This window comes from Paenibacillus sp. CMAA1364, assembly GCF_054373195.1.
In genome coordinates, this window is sequence record NZ_JBITNB010000003.1 from 93389 (window position 1) to 109695 (window position 16307).

Genomic DNA, 16307 nt, shown 5'->3' on the forward strand with positions numbered 1-16307 from the left:
GGATTGGTGGTCAAGGGGGAAGAAACAATGAGTAATGTGGATGAAAAAAGAATGCGGTTTGAGCTACTAATGAAACAAGGTGGAGTCCCAGTCAGTATGCAGGATCCTTATTTCTTGGATGGCTATATAGACAAAGTAGAAATTAAACGCACTCATCAAGAGTGGGTCATTCATATTGTGAAGGATACACTAGTTCCTGGGGAAGTATATCGCACTTTCTGCTTAAAGATCCAAGAAAAGATGCAACATATCGCTAAGATATCATTTGTTTTTAAATATACAGATACCGTTGCTGTTGAAGATATTGTCAATACGTACTGGGGCTTGTTCGTTGAGTGGGTTCACAAAGAGATCCCATCTGTAAATGGCTGGTTAAATCGAGCGGTACATGATATGCATGAAGACCAATTACAATTAACAATGTCTGATGCCACTTCACTAGAACTGGCTAAGAAGAAGCAGATGGATCAAGCGATTACACGCTTCTTTACGACTTATTTCGAAATGCCGCTACGAGTGAAATTAGCGGTTGGAGATACGGGTAAAGAAGCGATTGAAGAGTTTGAACTGAAGAAGATGCAAGAAGAACGTGAAGTTGTACAGCATATGATGAACAGTATTGAAGCGGAGAGCCGTAGCTTTGATGAAAATTCTGATGAAGTTCGTCTTCATATGGGATACGATATTAAAGATCACCCTATTCCTATACAAGATATACAAGACGAAGAAAAGAAAGTGACGATCCAAGGAGCGGTCTTTGGACTAGATAGTAAAGAATTACGTAATGGTATGACGTTGTTCACGTTTAATGTGACAGATTTCGGGGACTCCATGCAATTAAAGATGTTCGCCAAAAATAAAGAGGATGTCAAAGTGTTAAATCAGTTGGAAAATGGGAAATGGGTTAAGGTGCGTGGGCGTATTGAGTTCGATCGATTCATGCCTATTCCTGAATTGATTATGATGCCTTCAGATTTGAATGAAGTACAAGCACCACCCGAACGGAAGGATAACGCTAACTTGAAGCGTGTTGAATTTCATCTACACACAACGATGAGTACGATGGACGCCATCACACCTATCGATAAATATATTAAAACAGCAGCCAAATGGGGACATACCGCGATTGCCATAACAGACCATGGTGGTGTTCAAAGTTATCCTGAAGCTTCTAAATCAGCCAAGAAACATGGTCTGAAGATGATTTATGGAATAGAAGCCAATGTGTTAAATGATGCTATTCCAGTTGTATTAAATGCCCAACCAATAGAGCTTAAAACAGCTACGTATATTGTCTTTGACATCGAGACAACAGGGCTTTCAATTACCCACAGTAACATTACGGAAATTGCTGCTGTCAAAATAAGAGACGGTAAAGAAATAGATCGATATGCGACCTTTGTCAATCCACACGAGAAAATTCCATTTCATATTCAACAACTTACGAATATTACAGATGAAATGGTCAAAGATGCACCAGATCTCGAACCTGTGTTGCAGAAGTTCGTGGAATTCGCGGAAGATGGGATTCTAGTAGCACATAATGCTAGATTTGATATGGGGTTCATCCAAGCTTCTCTCAAAGAATACGGTCAACCTATCATGTCTAATCCTGTACTAGATACATTGGAGTTAGCACGATTGATTTATCCAGCCATGAAGAATCACCGGCTCAATACCATGGCAGATAAATATAAAGTGTTATTGGAGAGTCACCACAGAGCCATCGACGATACAATCGCTTTAGCTGGAATTCTCAATGGGCTTCTTGTGGACACGGAGAAGATGAAGGGAATCACGATGCTAGATCGTCTTAATGATAATGTAGGGAAAGATCTCTCAAATACCCGACCTTTCCATTGTGGGATATATGCGTTGAATATGGTAGGTAAGAAGAATCTTTTCAAATTAGTATCGTTATCCCACACTGAATATTATAAAAAGGTGGCATGTATCCCCAGATCAAAGTTAGAGGAACTACGCGAAGGATTGCTTATTATTTCGGGTTGCGAGAAAGGCGAGTTTTTTGAAGCTGTATTAAATAAGTCTTTAGAAGAAGCAGAAGAGATTGCACAGTTCTACGATATTCTAGAAATTCAACCATTGACCATGTACATGCATTTAGTGGATAAGGGGTTTGTGGCAAGTATCCTTGAGATCAAATCTGCATTAAAGACCGTGTGCGATATTGGAGAGAAGTTGAATAAGCCTGTTATCGCAACGGGTAATGTGCATTATCTGGAACCTAAAGAAAAGCTATTCCGTGATATTGCCATTAATGGAATAACGGGGTTCAGCCCATTAAAAGGCATGAAAAAACCAGATGCTCACTTACGTACAACAGATGAGATGCTTGAGGAATTCGATTTTTTAGGAAAAGGTAAAGCTAATGAAGTGGTTGTTACAAACACCATAGAACTGGCAGAACGATTTGAAAATATAGAATTATTCCCATCGAAACTATTCACACCTATTATGGAAGGTGCTGATGAGGAAATTCGCCAGACTTGTTATGATACAGCGAAGAGTATATATGGCGATGACCTTCCTGATGTTGTAATCAAAAGATTAGAGAAAGAATTAGAGCCTATCATCAAATACGGGTTCTCAGCGAACTATCTAATCTCTGAACGTCTTGTGAAGAAATCCAATAAAGATGGCTATTTGGTGGGATCACGGGGATCTGTTGGTTCATCCGTTGTAGCCACATTTTTAGGAATATCAGAGGTTAATCCTTTACCAGCACATTATGTGTGTAAGAATTCTGACTGTAAGTATAATGAATGGTTCCTGGATGGTAGTATTCCAAGTGGATTCGATCTCCCTGAGAAAGATTGTCCTGATTGTGGGGGGATGTTGAAGGGTGAAGGGCAGGATATCCCGTTTGAGACGTTTCTTGGATTTAAAGGAGACAAAGTACCGGATATAGATCTTAACTTCTCTGGAGAGTACCAAGCCATTGCGCATAACTATACAAAGGAACTATTTGGAGCAGAGAATGTATTTCGTGCGGGGACGATAGGAACCATTGCGGAAAAGACTGCATTTGGTTACACCAAAAAGTATGAAGAAGAGAATCAGAAGAAGTGGCGAGGTGCTGAAATCAGTCGGCTCGCAGCTGGGTTTACTGGTGTGAAAAGGGGAACAGGTCAGCATCCAGGTGGTATTGTGGTCGTTCCAGATTACATGGATGTGGAAGATGTAACACCTATTCAATATCCTGCAGATGATACGAAGGCAGAATGGAAAACAACACATTTCGACTATCATGCATTCGAATCCAACTTATTAAAGCTGGATATACTGGGTCACGATGACCCGACGATGATGCGCATGTTGCAAGATCTAACGGGTGTAGATCCAACAAGTATACCGATGAATGATCCCAAAGTAATGAGTTTATTTCATTCTACAGAAGCGATAGAAGTGACACCGCAGAAGATTCGAACACCTGTAGCGACATATGGCATACCCGAGATGGGAACGAAATTTGTCCGTCAAATGTTGATAGAATCCTTACCGACCTCTTTTGCCGACCTATTGCAAATATCAGGATTATCACATGGAACAGGTGTATGGCTAGGTAACGCACAAGATTTAATTAAGAATGGAACGTGTAACATCAAGACAGTGATTGGTTGTCGTGACGATATCATGCTGTATTTGATCTATAAAGCGGGTATGGATGCCGGATTAGCTTTCACCATTACCGAAAGTGTGCGTAAAGGGAAGGGGCTGTCTCCAGAGTGGATAGAAGAGATGAAGAAGTGTAAAGTGCCCATGTGGTACATCGATTCCTGTCTCAAAATACAATACATGTTCCCGAAGGCACACGCAGCTGCATATGTTATTTCTGCTGTACGTACTGCCTTTTTCAAACTGTATTATCCCATTGCCTTCTATGCAACATACTTTACGGTGAGGGCTGAAGACTTCGATATTGAACTCTGTTGCCAAGGTTATGATGCGATTTACCGTCAGATTGAGGAAATTGAACAAAAAGGATTCCAAGCTACGACAAAAGAAAAAAGTATGTTGGCCATTTATGAGATGGCATTAGAAATGACAGCTCGTGGGTTTACTTTTCAAAGCATTGATATCTATCGTTCTGAAGCAACCAAGTTTATCGTTGACGGTGATTCACTAATTCCACCTTTCTCTGCTCTACCAGGGATCGGAGATAATGCTGCTCGTAATATTGTGTCTGCGCGTGATGGGGTAGAATATTTGTCTATTGAAGATTTCCAACAAAAGTCCAAAGCAAGTAAAACGGCGATTGAGCTTTTAACGCAAATGGGATGTTTCAGAGGATTGCCAGAAAGTAATCAATTGTCGCTATTCTAGTTGTATAAAGGCATCGTGTACCCACTTTAATCAACTGGCAGTCAAGGGCAGATACTTGTCAGTGCTGACAGACTATGTTATAATTTCTAGTAGCAATCATGGAGATAAAACCGTTGTGTAAAGAGTGGGGCAACCCACTCTTTACTCTTTGGTATATAGGATTATGAAAGTCTTGGAGGTTATAGTCTTTGAGCACACCTAAGATAAAAAGTATCGTAGAAGAAATGATCCAACCTATCATGGAAGAACATAACTTCGAACTTGTTGATGTGGAATACGTTAAAGAAGGAAAGAACTGGTTTCTACGTATTTATGTTGACAAAGAAGGCGGTATTGATATTGACGACTGCGGCTTAGTGAGTGAATATCTGAGTATGCAGTTAGATCGCAATGATCCAATTACTGATGTTTATTTCCTGGAAGTATCGTCTCCTGGAGCGGAACGGCCGTTAAAGAAAAGTGCTGATGTTATGAAAGCCGTAGGTAAAGATGTATTTGTTACTGTATACGAAGCACTGGACGGTCTCAAGGAATTTGAAGGCCGCCTTCTTTCGTTTGAGAGCGATGTACTTGTCATTGAAGTAGGTAAAAAGAAACACGAAATTTCGTATGAAAAGGTAGCTAGTGCTAGATTGGCTATTATTTTTTAAAAGTAAGGTTGAGAAAGGGGGAACTAAATCCCAATGAGTATGGATTTTATTGAAGCAATGAACGAACTAGAAAGAGAAAAAGGGATTAGTAAAGACATATTATTCGAGGCAATTGAGGCTGCTTTAATTTCGAGTTATAAGCGTAATTTCAACACAGCTCAGAATGTGCGAGTGGATATGAATCGTAATACGGGAGTTATTAAAGTATATGCTCGGAAGCTTATCGTTGAAGAAGTGTTAGATCCTCGTACAGAGATCTCTCTTCCAGCAGCACGCGAGATTAATCCCCATTTTCAATTGGAGGATATTTCAGAGATTGAAGTTACACCGCGCGACTTCGGACGTATCGCTGCACAAACAGCTAAGCAGGTAGTAACTCAACGTATTCGTGAAGCTGAGCGTGGCTTGATCTATAACGCGTTTGTTGATAAAGAGGAAGATATCGTTACTGGGACGGTTCAACGTCAAGATCCACGAAATGTGTATATTGATCTAGGTAAAGTTGAAGCGCTACTTCCTTTGAATGAACTCATGCCTAACGAAAAGTTCAAGCATGGTGAACGGGTTAAATCATACATTACAAAGGTTGAGAATACGACAAAAGGTCCACAGATCATGTTGTCAAGAACTCATCCTGGTCTACTGAAGAGATTATTTGAATTAGAAGTTCCAGAAATTTTTGACGGTGTTGTAGAGATTCGCTCGGTTGCACGTGAGGCCGGATTCCGTTCAAAGATTGCTGTATATTCTCGTAATGAAGAAGTGGATCCAGTGGGTTCATGTGTTGGACCTAAAGGAATTCGTGTTCAGATGATTGTTGGCGAACTGCGTGGAGAAAAGATTGATATCGTTCGTTATTCCGACAATGTAGAAGAGTATGTTGCAAATGCACTTAGTCCTTCCAAGGTGGTTGAAGTAGAAGTATTTGAAGCAGAGAAGATGGCGCGCGTCATTGTACCAGATTATCAACTATCTCTCGCCATTGGAATCAAGGGCCAGAACGCAAGATTAGCAGCTAAGTTAACCGGATGGAAAATTGACATTAAGAGTGAGACTCAAGCGGAGCAAGAATTCGGGAGAGCGAAGACGTATACGGAAGATATGCCTGAAGATTCTGTCTCCGTCGAATAATTTCCTATAAATAGGACGGAGGGACAATTTGAAGTCAAGAAAAATACCTTTGCGTAAATGCGTCGCCTGTCAGGAAATGATGGGAAAGAAACAACTCATTCGTATTGTGAAAACACCAGAAGATGAAGTGCTTATTGATCTGTCAGGTAAGAAGTCGGGTCGTGGTGCTTATCTTTGCGGTAAGGCTTCGTGTTTTAAGTTGGCACAAAAGAATAAATCCCTAGATCGAGCATTGAAACATCATGTGAAACCTGAGATTTATGAGCAGTTGGCAGATGACTTTGTCAATGTTGAAGAAGAGTTTTTAGGGATGAAGGAGATTTCCAATGATGGATAATACGCTTTCTCGTCTGGGCCTTGCAATGCGTGCAGGCAAGGTGGTCACAGGTGATGAAATCGTGCTCAAAACTATTCGTTCTTCAGAAGCTAAGCTGGTCATCTTAGCTAAAGATGCATCACCAAACACACAAAAAAAGTTCCGTGATAAATGTGGAACATACAAAATCCCTCTGGTGATCGGATATGACCGGGATAGTCTGGGCACAAGTATTGGGAAACCAGAACGTGTTGTGCTGGCAATTACGGATCAAGGATTCGCGAAAATGATCTCTAAATCAATGGAGACTATGACGGAGGTGGAGTATATTGACTAAACAAGAGAATAAGATTGAAAAATTACGTGTATATGAATATGCTAAATCGCTAAACATGAGCAGTAAAGAGATTATTACAATTTTGAAGCGTCTAGAAATCCCTGTCAATAACCATATGAGCGTGATGGAGGGTGAAACTGTCTCGAAGGTAGAGCAGTTTTTTAATAATATTAAGACCAATGCAGCCGTGAAAAGAGAAGGCGGAGACAACCATGCAATGGCAGCAACGTCATCTGTCAAGAAGGATAACGTTGTAGAAAAACCAACCGTAGCTGTAGAAGCTCCTAAAGAGAAAATCGCAGTTGTGGAACCAAGTGACAACAAAAAACAACAGGAAAAGCAGGTAGGTATGAATAATAATACGAAAAACACTAATTCTACTGTAACTTCAAGGCCGCAAAGTAATACATCGACTCCAAGAACTCAAGGCACTTCTAACAGTGCTCCAAGAACACAAGGTACAGCGGCTCCATCAAGACCAGCAACACAACAAAGTGGCCAGGCTGGCAATCGTTCCAATAGTAATAATACTCAAGGTGCTAACAAGAATAGACCAGGCAATAATGGTGCTAAACGCTTTGACGATAATAAAGGTGGCAATTTCCGTAACAATCGTGGTGGCAAGAATAACGGTAGAGGAAAATTCCAACAACCGCCTCGTGAGAAAATTGACAACACACCTAAAAAGATTATTGTTCGTGGTGCAATGACCGTTGGTGAAGCGGCTAAATTGCTTCATAAGGACGCATCCGAAGTCATTAAGAAATTGATCTCTATGGGTGTCATGGCTACAATTAATCAAGAGTTAGATATTGAGACTGTACTTCTACTAGCTGCTGAGTTCGGTGTAGAGGTTGAAGTGAAAATTACAGTTGAAGATGATCGTTTTGAGACTGTTGAAGAAGTGGATGAAGACGCAGATTTGAAGAGCCGTCCTCCTGTAGTGACAATCATGGGACACGTTGACCATGGTAAGACAACATTGTTAGATGCCATTCGTTCTGCGAATGTATCCAGTGGTGAAGCAGGCGGAATTACGCAACATATTGGTGCATATCAAGTTGAGATTAATAAGAAGAAGATTACATTCCTAGATACGCCAGGTCACGAAGCGTTTACCGCTATGCGTGCTCGTGGATCACAAATCACGGATATTGCAATTATTGTTGTTGCTGCCGATGATGGTGTTATGCCACAAACGGTTGAGGCAATTAATCATGCCAAAGCAGCAGAACTTCCTATTATTGTAGCTGTCAACAAAATTGATAAGCCTGGATCTGATCCTGAAAAGGTGAAGCAAGAATTGACTGAGTATGGTCTGGTTCCAGAAGAATGGGGCGGAGATACAATCTTTGCTAATGTATCTGCCAAGCAAAAGCTAGGTCTTGAAGAGTTGCTTGAAATGATTCTTCTCGTTGCAGAAATGAATGAATATAAAGCTAACCCAAATAAACGTGCTCGTGCAGTTGTTATTGAAGCTGAGCTAGACAAAGGCCGTGGCCCAGTAGCACGAGTATTAGTGCAACATGGAACACTTCGAGTTGGAGATGCCTTCGTAGCAGGTAACTGCTTCGGTCGTATTCGTGCAATGGTGAATGATAAAGGTCGCCGTGTAAAAGAAGCGGGTCCATCAACACCAATTGAAATCACTGGATTAACTGAAGTTCCTAGAGCTGGTGATCCATTCATGGTGTTTGAAGATGAGCGTAAAGCACGTTCAATCGCTGATAAGCGTTTCATTACTCAACGTCAAAGTGAAATGAGTAGCAACGTACGTGTCACTTTGGATGATTTGTTCCAGCATATTAAAGATGGTGAGATCAAAGGTCTTAATGTCATCATCAAAGGTGATGTTCAGGGTACGGTTGAAGCGCTGAAGAGTTCACTTGAGAAGATTGAAGTAGAGGGTGTTCGAGTTAAGATTATTCATAGTGGTGCAGGTGCCATTACTGAATCAGATATTATTCTAGCAGCAGCGTCAAGTGCTATAGTCATTGGATATAATGTGCGTCCAGACAATCAAGCAGCTGCAAGAGCTGAAGAAGAAAAGGTTGATATTCGATTGCATCGCGTCATCTACAAAGTGATCGAAGAGATTGAGCAAGCGATGAAGGGAATGCTTGATCCGATATTCAAAGAAAAAGTTATCGGTCATGCTGAAATACGTAACGTATTCTCCATCGGTAAAGTTGGTACGATCGCGGGTAGTATGGTGACATCAGGTAAAATGGTTCGTAATGCGGAGATACGTCTCATTCGTAATAGTATTGTGATTCATGAAGGTAAGCTTGATACCTTGAAGAGATTTAAAGACGATGCCAAAGAAGTAGCACAAGGGTATGAATGTGGGATTACTTTGGAAGGCTATAGTGATGTCAAAGAAGGCGACATCATCGAAGCATTCGTTATGGAATCGGTGGAGCGCAAGTAGAGAGGTGATTACACATGGCTAAAATTCGTGTTGGACGTGTTGGAGAGCAAATCAAGAAAGAATTGAGTGTGCTGATCCAAAGGGAGCTCAAGGATCCTCGGATTGGATTCGTTACCGTCACAGGTGTCGATGTTCCGAATGACCTTGCACAAGCAAAGGTATACCTAAGTGTTCTTGGGGATGAAGAACAAAAGAAGAATACGCTACTTGCTCTTGATAAGGCAAATGGATTCCTTCGTTCAGAATTAGGAAAAAGGATTCGTCTACGGCATACGCCGGAACTTATATTTAAGTTTGATGAGTCTATTGCATATGGAAGTCATATAGAGAAGTTGTTAGGCGAACTTGATAAGAACCAATAAACCTAATAGAGGTTTAGAAGGAGACGACAATGCAGACCTATGAACAATCGCTTGATAGTGCAAAAGAGTATTTGCTCAAGCATGATGATTATCTTGTAGTGTCGCATGTTCAGCCAGACGGAGATGCAGTCAGTTCCACGGTCGTTGTGGGCTGGCTTCTCTCATGTTTAGGGAAGAAATTCACGTTGGTGAATGAGGGATCTATTCCACATCGCATGGAGTTTCTCATGTTAAGTGATACTATACTTGATATGGGTATTAACCCTCCTAGCAGAGTATTTCAGCATGTCATTTGTGTGGACTGTGCTGATTTTATGCGTGTTGGATTAACCAAACAGTTCTTTGCTGAGGATGCATTAATTCTAAATATAGATCATCATCCAACCAATGACGGTTACGGAGCTGTGAATCTTATCAAATCGGATGCAGCCGCCACAGCAGAAATACTCTATGATTTAGTAGGGAAGTTCTCCATTGAGTGGACAGAAGCAGCTGCTACAGCTGTATATACAGGCTTACTAACAGACACGGGAGGATTTAGGTATTCCAATACGACTCCCAAGGTAATGCGTGTTGTTTCTGAACTACTTACTTACGGTGTTGATGGCCCATGGTTGTCTGAGAAGCTATTAGAAGAAATGACACCTTCTCAGATGAGAATATTGATCAAAGCATTAAGTACGTTAGAAATGTCTTCTGATGGTCTAATAAGTTGGGTTCACATTACATCTGAATCAATGAAGGAATGTGGAGCAATTAATGAGGATTTGGAAGGGATTGTGAACTTTCCTCGGAATATACAAGGTGTAGAAGTGGGGATTCTATTTAAAGTAATTGATGACACTGCCGTGAAAGTAAGCCTACGTTCTTCCGGTAAAGTCGATGTTGCAGCATTGGCACAACAATTCGGTGGTGGAGGACATATGCGAGCAGCAGGTTGTCGAATAGAAGGAACGCTAGATGAGATTGTTCCTAATGTGCTAGAACAGGTGAGGCAATTATTATGAGCGATTTAGAAGGAATACTTGCGGTCTATAAACCAGCAGGATTCACATCACATGATGTTGTTGCAAAAGTCCGTGGCATTCTTCGGATGAAACGGATTGGACATACAGGAACTCTTGATCCACAGGTTACGGGCGTACTGCCATTGTGCTTGGGCCGTGCTACGCGAGTAGTTGAATATATGCAAGAACTACCGAAGGAGTACTATGCTACAATGCGTCTGGGAGTTGCAACGGACACGGAAGACTTGAGCGGAGAAATTATAGAGCAAGTGGATTGTGTCCATGTTACTGAGGAAGAAATTCAGAGTGTACTGAATACTTTTCAAGGTGTAATCTCACAAATACCACCTATGTACTCTGCTGTTAAGGTGGATGGTAAACGTTTATATGAATTAGCAAGGGCAGGTAAAATAGTCGAGCGGAAAAGTCGTGAAGTCACCATTTATGAGATAGAAATGGTGGGGATTACTTGGAATGAATCTTATCCTGAAATCACCTTTCGGGCTTTGTGTTCAAAAGGAACTTATATCCGTACACTATGCGTTGATATTGGACGAGCATTAGGAGTTCCATCTGTTATGGCGAAGCTTGAGCGGACCAAATCAGCTGGAATTGAAGCACAACATTGCTTGAGCTTTGCTGATATTGAGCGTTATAGAGACGAAGGAACATTAGAATCGTATTTGATTCCTGTAGATGAGTCGATACCTCATATATCTGCACATACGGTATCTGAGGACAAAACCGTTGCTGCGATCCAAGGTCAAAGGCTTTCTTATAAATCAGTAAGTCCTGAAGTAACTAACGATGAACCTATACGACTATACGATTCAGAGAAACGCTTTATAGGAATATTCCAACGCCAAAAAGAAACAGGGGCCATTGCGCCCATAAAAGTATTCTTGCAACAATAATGATTCTGATGATGTATTACAGAGAATCAAGTTATCTAAAGGAATTGCAGGTGAGCATACAATGAAGACGGTTATGTTATCTTATCCCCTGACACCTGAAATGCTTAGTGATAGTCAACCTCCTCAAGTTATAGCTATAGGTCAATTTGATGGGATTCACTTGGGGCATGTCAGTGTGATTTCTTCCGCGATCGATATTGCGAAAGAAAAAAGAATCCCATCGGCTGTAGTTACCTTTAATCCCCATCCGAAAGACGTAATGGGTAAAGGCAACTATGATGGGTATTTAACTCCACTTCAAGATAAACAGGCATTGCTTGAGGAACTAGGAATTGACACGCTTTATGTTGCTCAATTTAATGAAGAATTTTCTAGAGTTAGCCCTCAGGATTTCTTCTCTGGTGTATTACTCCCCTTAAATATCGATACCGTGGTGGTTGGGTTTGATTTCCGCTTTGGTTATCAAGGAGCAGGGGATGTTGAGATGCTTCGTGAAATGGGACAAGGTGTGATCAATGTTGAGATTACGCCACCTTTTCTATTAGATGGTCAAAAGGTTAGTAGCTCTATCATCCGAAAGGCGCTTCAGATAGGTGACTTAGCCTTAGCGAACAAATCATTTGGACATCCTTATCAGTTGAAAGGTATTGTGGTAGATGGTGAGAAGCGGGGGCGTACCATTGGCTTCCCTACGGCAAATCTCAAACTAGATGATCGATATGTTGTTCCTGCTAAAGGTGTATATGCTATTCGTACATTTTATGATGGGAAATGGATACCAGGAGTTATGAATATAGGTGTGAAACCAACATTCCAAGACGGAATAGTAGCCCCAAGTTATGAAGCACATCTATTTCATTTCAATCAAAATATATATGGTGAACATTTAACGATAGAGCTTGTACATTTCTTGCGAGAAGAGCGACGTTTCGCATCCATTGAGCAATTGATTGCTCAGATTGGGACAGATGCTCAGTTAGCAGAGGAGCTATTGAAGTCATAGGACAAGTTCGTCTTAGAATATTTACATTCTATATATAACTATGTTATACTGAGAAACGTCATTGGAGACAAAGACAAGATAACCTTAGCTTGGTTATTCGATCTCACCAACGGTAACGAGGCTAATGGCGATTATAATTGAAGGAGGTGAATAGGATGGCATTAACACAAGAGCGTAAGCACGAATTGATCGCTGAACACAAAACACATGATTCTGATACTGGATCACCAGAGGTACAGATCGCTATCCTTACGGAGAACATTACGAATCTGATTAGCCATTTCCAAACACACAAGAAGGATCATCATTCTCGTCGTGGATTGTTGAAGATGGTTGGACAACGTCGTAAGTTGTTGAAATACTTGAAGAACAAAGATGTTAGACGTTATAGTACGTTGATTGAGAGACTCGGATTGCGTCGTTAATAATCCAATAGCTTTAACAAATGCAGCCTGGTTGTCCACCGTATGTCCTTTTAGGAGTGACAGCGTGGGGCAATTGGGTTTCTTTTTACAATAAAGTAATATTAAAAGGAGGGATTTCATGGAAAAACGCGTTGAAATGCAATTGGGTGGAAGAACCCTTATTTTAGAAACTGGTCGTTTCGCTAAGCAAGCGAATGCCGCAGTCATGGTTCATTATGGAGATACAGTTGTTCTATGTACAGTAACTGCATCTAACGGACCCAAAGATTTAGACTTTTTTCCACTCACAGTAAACTATGAGGAAAGAATGTATGCAGCAGGTAAAATCCCTGGTGGATTTATTAAGCGTGAAGGTAGACCGAGCGAAAAAGCAATTCTTTCTAGCCGTCTAACGGACCGACCTATTCGTCCATTATTCCCAGAGGGATTCCGAAACGATGTTCAAGTAGCAAATATTGTAATGAGCGTAGACAATGATTGCGCACCTGACATTGCTGCGATGATTGGTACTTCTGCGGCATTAAGTATTTCTGATGTTCCATTTAGCGGTCCTATTGGTGCTGTAGCTGTGGGTCGTAAGGATGGACAGTTCATCATCAATCCGAACATGGAAGATCAAGAGACAAGTGATCTTTACCTGGTAGTTGCTGGAACCAAAGATGCCATTATGATGGTTGAAGCAGAAGGTAATGAAATGCCAGAAGAGATTATGCTTGAAGCCATCATGTTTGGACATGATGAGATCAAGAACATTGTAGCAACCATTGAAGAATTGGTATCCCAAGTTGGCAAACCTAAGATGGCTGTTAAACTTCATGAAGTGGATGCTAACGTGAACGTTGCTGTTCGTGAATTTGCAGAAGTCCAATTGAAGGACGCTGTGAAAGTTTCGGAGAAGCACGCACGTCAAGATGCAATTGATCTTATTAATGAGTCGACGGTAACTTTGTTCGAACAAAAGTACATAGAGACTCCTGAACTTATGAAAGATGTTAAGGAAGTATTACATGATATAGTGAAAGAAGAAGTAAGACGCTTGATTACACATGACAAAGTTCGCCCAGATGGACGAAAGTTGGACGAGATTCGTCCAATAGAATGTGATACTGGTATCTTACCTCGAACACATGGTACGGGCTTATTCACACGTGGACAGACACAAGCATTAAGTGTATGTACTTTAGGTGCACTAGGTGACGTCCAGATTCTTGATGGTATTGATCCAACAGATTCGAAACGCTTCATGCATCATTATAATTTCCCACCATTCAGCGTAGGTGAGGCACGTCCATTACGTCCGCCAGGTCGTCGTGAAATCGGACATGGAGCACTTGGAGAAAGAGCAATGGCTAAGGTACTTCCTTCTGAGGTTGACTTCCCTTATGCAATTCGTCTTGTATCTGAAGTGTTAGAATCCAATGGATCATCTTCACAAGCTAGTATCTGTGCAGGAATTCTTGCTATGATGGATGCGGGAGTACCGATAAAGGCTCCAGTAGCAGGTGTAGCTATGGGACTTATTAAAGACGGAGAACATGTGTCGATCTTGACAGATATTCAAGGTATGGAAGATCATCTTGGAGATATGGACTTTAAAGTTGCGGGAACAGCTGCAGGTATTACGGCGATACAGATGGATATTAAGATCGATGGAATTAGTCGTAAGATTCTACAGGATGCTTTAGCTCAAGCTAAAGAAGGACGAATGTTCATCTTAGGCAAAATGAACGAAGCTATTTCTTCCCCTAGAGCATCATTATCAGCATATGCACCTAAGATTATGACGCTAAATATTAATCCTGATCGTATTCGCGATGTGATTGGTGCGGGTGGTAAAGTCATCAACAAGATTATTGAAGATACAGGGGTTAAGATTGATATCGAACAAGATGAACGTGTATTCATTGCTTCAACAAATGAAGAAATGAACCAGAAGGCACGTGCTATTATTGAAGGTATCGTTCGTGTAGTTGAAGTGGGCGAGATCTTTGTAGGTACTGTGAAGCGCATTGAGAAATTTGGTGCCTTTGTAGAGATTCTTCCGAATAAAGATGGTTTGGTTCATATTTCACAGCTATCCAATGATAGAGTTGCCAAAGTAGAAGATGTGATCGCTATTGGAGATTCAATCACCGTGAAAGTAACAGAGATTGACCAACAAGGACGTATTAATTTATCTCGAAAAGCTACTTTGAGCGTATAATATAGAGGCGTTTGTTCAAGAAATGAATAATGCTTCATTGGAAAAGAGACAGAATGCTTTAATTTCTGGCTCTTTTTTTAATGACATCCAGTTCATCTCCTTATTCATATTCCATATATAGATCACATATGATGGGACAAAGGTAATAAGGAGATGAAATAATTCATGAATACGAGAAAGTTTGCTGTTTTACTCGCATGTTTTACGGTCGTGTTGGGTATCGGTCAATCCAGTAGCATAAAGGAGTTTATTGGAGTGGGTCAAAACAAACCCTTCTCGTCAGAAGTATTACTAGGGGTAGATAAGATCCCTGATCAGGATCTCTTATATAAGGAGATAAAGGACGAGGCTGTTAAGACTAGAATTGAACCGATAGATGCCAAGATTGATCGGATATGGAAGGCAATCCCAGGTTACAATGGGTTAGAAATCAATATAGATGAAACATATAAACAAGCTAAATCACAAGGAAAATTAAAATCAATTACATATATATATCGCCAATTACCCCCTAAGGTAGATCTGTCAGATCTTGGGCTTCAACCCATCTATCGTGGTAACCCCAACAAACCGTTGGTTTCTTTTATGATCAACGTCGCTTGGGGTAATGAATACGTTACGTCGATGCTTAATACATTAGATCAAGAAAAGGTTAAGGCTACTTTCTTTTTTGATGGTAAGTGGCTGAACAGCAACATGGAGATGGCTAAAGAGATCCAAAAGAGGGGTCACGAATTATCCAATCATGCGTACTCGCATCTTAATATGAGTGAGTTAAGAGAAGAGAAGGCTAGAAGTGAAATAAGTAGAACACAGACTCTACTGAAAGAGCGATTGGGTGTGGAACCTAAATGGTTTGCGCCACCATCGGGCGACTTCGATAGTGATACTGTTAGAATTGCAAAAGAAGAAGGAATGCATACGGTACTATGGACATTAGATACGGTGGATTGGAAGCATCCATCTGCGGAGTCTATCATAAATAAAATAGCTACTAAAGTTGAACCTGGATTTCTTATATTGATGCACCCCACTTCATCTTCTTCTGATGCGCTAAAAGGGATGATTCATGCGATCAGAGCGAAGGGCTTAGATCTAGGTACGGTAAGTGAGACCTTATCTACAACGCATATTATTCCAACGAAAGTTGAGTGAAGTTGATTTCTTTGGTAGGATAAGGAATG

13 protein-coding genes are annotated in these 16307 nt (G+C 40.9%); all 13 read left to right on the forward strand.

The genetic code is table 11. From position 1 onward, the window contains the following. Nucleotides 1–27 precede the first annotated feature (27 nt). The 13 genes from ACH8E3_RS03860 (at nucleotide 28) to ACH8E3_RS03920 (ending at nucleotide 16278) form a co-directional block, all read left to right on the forward strand. Complete coding sequence (locus ACH8E3_RS03860; protein ID WP_458631284.1) at nucleotides 28–4344, forward strand: PolC-type DNA polymerase III; 4317 nt, start codon at nucleotides 28–30, stop codon at nucleotides 4342–4344. 188 nt (nucleotides 4345–4532) lie between these two features. Then, nucleotides 4533–4994, forward strand: a complete 462-nt coding sequence (gene rimP / locus ACH8E3_RS03865) for a ribosome maturation factor RimP (RefSeq protein WP_458631285.1) — start codon at nucleotides 4533–4535, stop codon at nucleotides 4992–4994. A 33-nt stretch (nucleotides 4995–5027) separates the two neighbouring features. Beyond that, nucleotides 5028–6125, forward strand: a complete 1098-nt coding sequence (nusA, locus tag ACH8E3_RS03870) for a transcription termination factor NusA (protein WP_458631286.1) — start codon at nucleotides 5028–5030, stop codon at nucleotides 6123–6125. Between the two features lie 28 nt (nucleotides 6126–6153). Further along, entirely contained in the window at nucleotides 6154–6462 is a 309-nt protein-coding gene (rnpM, locus tag ACH8E3_RS03875) for an RNase P modulator RnpM (RefSeq protein ID WP_458631287.1), read from the forward strand. Next, nucleotides 6455–6778 (forward strand): YlxQ family RNA-binding protein, encoded by a 324-nt coding sequence (locus ACH8E3_RS03880; protein ID WP_458631288.1) that lies wholly within the window; start codon nucleotides 6455–6457, stop codon nucleotides 6776–6778. Before rnpM ends, ACH8E3_RS03880 begins: the two co-directional genes overlap by 8 nt. Continuing rightward, complete coding sequence (gene infB, locus ACH8E3_RS03885) at nucleotides 6771–9209, forward strand: translation initiation factor IF-2 (protein WP_458631289.1); 2439 nt, start codon at nucleotides 6771–6773, stop codon at nucleotides 9207–9209. The genes ACH8E3_RS03880 and infB overlap by 8 nt, the downstream gene beginning before the upstream one ends. Before the next feature lie 14 nt (nucleotides 9210–9223). Continuing rightward, nucleotides 9224–9571, forward strand: coding sequence for a 30S ribosome-binding factor RbfA (gene rbfA / locus ACH8E3_RS03890; RefSeq protein ID WP_458631290.1), 348 nt, complete (start codon nucleotides 9224–9226; stop codon nucleotides 9569–9571). 29 nt (nucleotides 9572–9600) lie between these two features. Further along, a complete protein-coding gene (locus tag ACH8E3_RS03895; RefSeq protein WP_458631291.1) occupies nucleotides 9601–10578 on the forward strand; it encodes a DHH family phosphoesterase in 978 nt (325 codons plus the stop codon). Then, complete coding sequence (truB, locus tag ACH8E3_RS03900) at nucleotides 10575–11492, forward strand: tRNA pseudouridine(55) synthase TruB (RefSeq protein ID WP_458631292.1); 918 nt, start codon at nucleotides 10575–10577, stop codon at nucleotides 11490–11492. The genes ACH8E3_RS03895 and truB overlap by 4 nt, the downstream gene beginning before the upstream one ends. A gap of 61 nt (nucleotides 11493–11553) precedes the next feature. Beyond that, a complete protein-coding gene (gene ribF, locus ACH8E3_RS03905; protein ID WP_458631293.1) occupies nucleotides 11554–12495 on the forward strand; it encodes a riboflavin biosynthesis protein RibF in 942 nt (313 codons plus the stop codon). Nucleotides 12496–12650: 155 nt separating this feature from the next. Further along, nucleotides 12651–12920, forward strand: a complete 270-nt coding sequence (rpsO, locus tag ACH8E3_RS03910) for a 30S ribosomal protein S15 (RefSeq protein ID WP_458631294.1) — start codon at nucleotides 12651–12653, stop codon at nucleotides 12918–12920. 118 nt (nucleotides 12921–13038) lie between these two features. Further along, a complete protein-coding gene (pnp, locus tag ACH8E3_RS03915) occupies nucleotides 13039–15123 on the forward strand; it encodes a polyribonucleotide nucleotidyltransferase (RefSeq protein ID WP_458631295.1) in 2085 nt (694 codons plus the stop codon). Between the two features lie 165 nt (nucleotides 15124–15288). Continuing rightward, nucleotides 15289–16278, forward strand: coding sequence for a polysaccharide deacetylase family protein (locus ACH8E3_RS03920; protein WP_458631296.1), 990 nt, complete (start codon nucleotides 15289–15291; stop codon nucleotides 16276–16278). The last annotated feature ends 29 nt before the right edge of the window (nucleotides 16279–16307 follow it).

What these genes read in the sequence shown, in the direction of transcription:
- ACH8E3_RS03860 (WP_458631284.1), top strand. Translation starts at nt 28, where the DNA reads ATGAGTAATGTGGATGAAAAAAGAATGCGGTTTGAGCTACTAATGAAA.
- rpsO (WP_458631294.1), top strand. Translation starts at nt 12,651, where the DNA reads ATGGCATTAACACAAGAGCGTAAGCACGAATTGATCGCTGAACACAAA.
- ACH8E3_RS03895 (WP_458631291.1), top strand. Translation starts at nt 9,601, where the DNA reads ATGCAGACCTATGAACAATCGCTTGATAGTGCAAAAGAGTATTTGCTC.
- rbfA (WP_458631290.1), top strand. Translation starts at nt 9,224, where the DNA reads ATGGCTAAAATTCGTGTTGGACGTGTTGGAGAGCAAATCAAGAAAGAA.
- ribF (WP_458631293.1), top strand. Translation starts at nt 11,554, where the DNA reads ATGAAGACGGTTATGTTATCTTATCCCCTGACACCTGAAATGCTTAGT.
- ACH8E3_RS03920 (WP_458631296.1), top strand. Translation starts at nt 15,289, where the DNA reads ATGAATACGAGAAAGTTTGCTGTTTTACTCGCATGTTTTACGGTCGTG.
- truB (WP_458631292.1), top strand. Translation starts at nt 10,575, where the DNA reads ATGAGCGATTTAGAAGGAATACTTGCGGTCTATAAACCAGCAGGATTC.
- pnp (WP_458631295.1), top strand. Translation starts at nt 13,039, where the DNA reads ATGGAAAAACGCGTTGAAATGCAATTGGGTGGAAGAACCCTTATTTTA.
- nusA (WP_458631286.1), top strand. Translation starts at nt 5,028, where the DNA reads ATGAGTATGGATTTTATTGAAGCAATGAACGAACTAGAAAGAGAAAAA.
- ACH8E3_RS03880 (WP_458631288.1), top strand. Translation starts at nt 6,455, where the DNA reads ATGGATAATACGCTTTCTCGTCTGGGCCTTGCAATGCGTGCAGGCAAG.